Origin of the sequence: Photorhabdus stackebrandtii (assembly GCF_011189495.1) — a bacterium.
Lineage (GTDB): Bacteria > Pseudomonadota > Gammaproteobacteria > Enterobacterales > Enterobacteriaceae > Photorhabdus > Photorhabdus khanii.
Map to the genome: position 1 here is coordinate 1 of NZ_PUJV01000077.1, position 4,098 is coordinate 4,098.

3 protein-coding genes are annotated in these 4,098 nt (G+C 43.8%); all 3 read right to left on the reverse strand.

Annotated elements, in window-relative coordinates; all coding sequences use genetic code 11:
- A partial coding sequence (gene tssI / locus C5470_RS21420; RefSeq protein WP_166291785.1) for a type VI secretion system tip protein TssI/VgrG occupies positions 1–854 on the reverse strand: 854 nt, incomplete at its 3' end.
- A gap of 512 nt (positions 855–1,366) precedes the next feature.
- Complete coding sequence (locus C5470_RS21425; RefSeq protein ID WP_166291787.1) at positions 1,367–2,407, reverse strand: hypothetical protein; 1,041 nt, start codon at positions 2,405–2,407, stop codon at positions 1,367–1,369.
- Between the two features lie 9 nt (positions 2,408–2,416).
- On the reverse strand, positions 2,417–4,027 hold the full coding sequence (locus C5470_RS21430; RefSeq protein ID WP_166291788.1) for a hypothetical protein: 1,611 nt from the start codon (positions 4,025–4,027) through the stop codon (positions 2,417–2,419).
- Positions 4,028–4,098 lie beyond the last annotated feature (71 nt).

Below are 4,098 nucleotides of genomic sequence, written 5' to 3' on the forward strand. Positions count from 1 at the left end.
TCACGGCGGAGGGCTTCCAGACGATATTGACTGATCCGCTGTCCCGTCCCGTCTTTATAGCGCCCGGGAAAATCGTAGTAACGGTAGCTGTGCAGATCTGAGCGTTGATGGTGAAGCTGACGTTCATAATAGAAATACTCGGCGGCCCAAACGGGATTTTTAAAGGTCCGATCGCGCAAAAAAACACGTGCAATACCGACCTGTTCACGCCAGCTAAATTGATTGATACAGCATTGGCTTCCTGTCTCATCCCATCCGGGATGGTAGGGCAGTGAATGGTTACCATTTATTCGATGAGAATCAAAAAAAAACACTACCGGTTCACCCGGCTCCGGGGTGAACACAAAGTAATAAGATATCCCTTCATCCGCCAATAAGCGCTGGAGAAACATCAGGTCGCTTTCATCATACTGAACACAAAATTCCCGCTCAGGATGTTCATAACGCAGGTTACAAATGAAGTTCCTGACACCATTTTCTTTCAGCAATTTTTCGACAATATCGGCCACGGATTGGCGCTGAAAAATGCGGGAATTCACCCGTAATCCCGCACGCCATAAACCCGGATGAAGTGTCAGGGAATAATGACTGCGATGGCGACCTGTCGTGCTTTGTTCAAACTGAGTCACAATCCCGGTGACACTGCGCTCCGGTTGCCCGTCACGATAGACAGTCAGTGTTGCAATTCTGTCCAGCACATCAGCAAAATCAATATCCGGATCAGCGCTGGTTAACGTGGCCTCCAGGCAGAACAATGTTGACAGGGCTTCATTCAGGGTAAATTCAACCACAGCAAAAGTTTGCTCCGGGAGATTACCTGCCGTAAGAGTAAAAACCAGTCCTGAATCTGCCATTATTGCCCTCCTGACTGAGTGATATTGACGTTAAGGAAATGAAAGAAATCGTTTAATACAACCATAATCCAACCTTCATCAATTTAAATGATGACCGAATGTATTTGACCGGCAGAGCCACGGGCTAAACTTTTCTCTGCCCTTGTTAGGCAGGGCATTTACTCATATTTCTGCCTGAAATTATCAGCATCCTGTCGGTTTGATTGTTTAACATATGAACGGGAGCATAGAAAAGGGAAGGAATAATGCACTTATTTTCTTTTAATAACGAAATTTTATTCTGGTCAAATTAAAGATTTTTTGCGGAATATCACAAATAACGATAAGGAATTTAATGCGTTAGAATTAACCATCTCAATGCGATTAAACAGAATCACTGACCTGAACCCGCGATTCATTGGTACGAAATAAGAAAGCAGAATTAGCGATACATCTTAAATAAATACATGCCTTTCATCTCTGTGAAAGTCTTAGAAGAAAATATCGGGCAAAATAACCCGATATGACCTCCATTAAATCACTTGGACAAAACGACCGTTAATTAATGAGAAGATTGGTGCGAAAGTAGCCAGAATAGTATCGCCATCTTCATCAACGTAATAGTAAGATAGTGGGGAATTCTTTAAGTCAGACTTATTCACTAATCTGACCATTTTACCCTGATTCATTATCTTAACTCTGTAATTGTCCCAGTTAATTGGTATCATTCTGAAACTCGTTGTTTTGATATTACGGTAAACAGATTGATCAGAGAAAATACTCTCTTCACTTTCGCCAGTAGCCCAAGCCCAGGCTTTGAGCGCAACTTGTTGTTGTTCACGAAGCGTATTCATATCTTTAGCGTTATAAGCCTGCCAGGCAGCCATATAAGCCTGTTGCAGTTGCCGACGTTGTTCTGGGGTATCGGTATAGGGTGTTGCCTTCACCCATTCCCAGTCAGGTAACCCACTGATTTTTACACTGCGACTAAACCGGTATAAGGTCATATGGGGTGGAAATTTTCGAATATCAAAATAGTCTTTATCTTTATACCCAGCCTCTACATTTTCAGACTGTATCACATGGCGTATAACCGGTGTGCTGACAGCGGCATATTTGGCTTCATTCGCTGGTGTGGTTGCCACGGGCTGACCATTTTTATCAATTTCTACTTCAATCGCCGTCAGAACTTGACTCTCTTTACCGCGCATGGCGGTCAGCTCCAGTGTGCACTTAGCCTCAGGGTTGAAGTGATTACGAGCTTTATCTGACATTTCATCTGCTGCAAACCAGCCTAGTGCACCAAACTCCAGACTGATTTCGTTTTCGCCGTTTGTCATAAACAACATGGAGCCCGTGCTGGCAGTGCCAAATCCCCGCCCTTCCAGAGCCGAATTACGGTTACTGAACCCAGTTACGCCATTAGTTTTGATATCACAAAAAGCATATTGGATATCAAATAAACTGCGAATATATAGCCTGGGCTCATGTGCATTAGCACCAGACATCACCATCACGCCTAAACTGGACATAATAATCACTCCTAATAATAGCAATAACAGTTTTAATTTCATTTTTTATCCTTACATTCTTGGGAATCCCGCATTGATAAACGGGATTTTATCCAGCTTAGGATTAACGTTAGGATCATAGCCCATTTCCCACGATGCGGTTTCAGCACCCGGGACTATTTCCGGCTGAACAACAGACCGTTCTTCTCCTATCAGGTTAATTCTTAATGGAGATTCGCCGGCTTTTAACGGATCGGCAATAATCCATTTCCACTTTTTCTTAGCTTTGATTATAGATTTTTCACCATCTTCTTTTTCTACCTCCGCAGCTACCTCAATCTCAGCAACAATCCCGTCATGATACCCGGCGAGATCAATCCCCCCATCATGTTGATCGAGTTTAAAACCCGCCGCCGTTTTTATAACCCCGCCAGCACTCATCGCAATTTCCATGATCATAATATGGGTTTTAAAGGCCGCGTTTATTTTCCCTGCCAGACTCAATTTCAGATCATTCTTATCACCGGCATCGAATGTCCATTGTTTTTGTTTATAGGCCGCCCCGAGCTGAAAGGACAGGTTACAGGTCAAAATAATGCAACATTCAAGCTCTAAGTAATTTTCATCCTTCGCATTTCTGCGTGCCAGCGCTTCCCTGAATTTGGCGACAATACTGTCTATTTTGCAATACGCGGCACCGAGTTGAATGAGATCCAGCTTTGCGCTCATGCCCATAAAAGGGGTGGCACTGAAACCCAAAAAATGGCTACTGTCATCGACTGAGGTGGTGCGGTCATAAGCATAAGCCAGCCCGATATTGATGGGATTTATATTCAGGTCAAACAGCTGGTAGTGACGGGTCCCTTTACCGTTTGAGTCAGGATCAGGCACCAGGTATTTTTTTGTATAACCTAACAGTTTTTCCACCCGCTTGATGGCGTCTAAACTCTGCCGGGTTTTCCTGACCTTGTTAACTTCGGCAAATTTGGCTGAATAATCTATATCCTGAACCGTTAACGCATACTCAACATTCAGTGCCGTCTCTCTGGAAATATAAAATTCATCCGTATTGACGGTCCACCCTGCACGCAGTTTATTGCCATTTTTAGGTTTAACATTTTCCATGGTATTACGCGCTTTTGCCTGTTCATCACGCCGTTCCTTCATTGACCGTTGACCATGAGAAAAATCAAAGCTGAATCCGACGGAGGCCATAAAACTGACGGAGGGGTAAACCGCCATCGTCACGTACTTTTGAGCACTGATACATCCCTGCGTTATTAACTGATAATAACGGGGATCACTGTACATATCCGTCGGGTTGGCAAGATTAGACAGATACGACCAGACACTTTGCAAACCATTTTCAATTTCCGTGTCTTCTGACTTATCTTGATAGAATAACGTGACCGCTTGAGGCGTATTAAACGCTATGGTTACCTCTTTTTGTCCCCCGGTCAGCACAGCATGATGTTTCGGGGCGTTATGACATTTATCTTCAATGTGTATTGTGCCTTTTTGTCCTTTGCCATGATCAATCAGGTCCATTTTAATCGCCGGCTTTTCAGGCCAGACTTGAGTATGTTGACCAAAAGTGACGCTTATTTTGTAGATGCAGGGATCCGGGTTGTTACAGGTCATGCAGGCAACGCCGGCACGGGGTGAAATAGTGTGTTCAGTCATCTCAGTTACCTTATTGGCCGTTTAGTTGGGGATAAAACCTAATTCGCTTTTTAATAATGTTTCCATCCGAT

Excerpts from the sequence above, each read along its gene's own strand:
- C5470_RS21425 (WP_166291787.1), bottom strand. The coding sequence starts at position 2,407 with ATGAAATTAAAACTGTTATTGCTATTATTAGGAGTGATTATTATGTCC.
- C5470_RS21430 (WP_166291788.1), bottom strand. The coding sequence starts at position 4,027 with ATGACTGAACACACTATTTCACCCCGTGCCGGCGTTGCCTGCATGACC.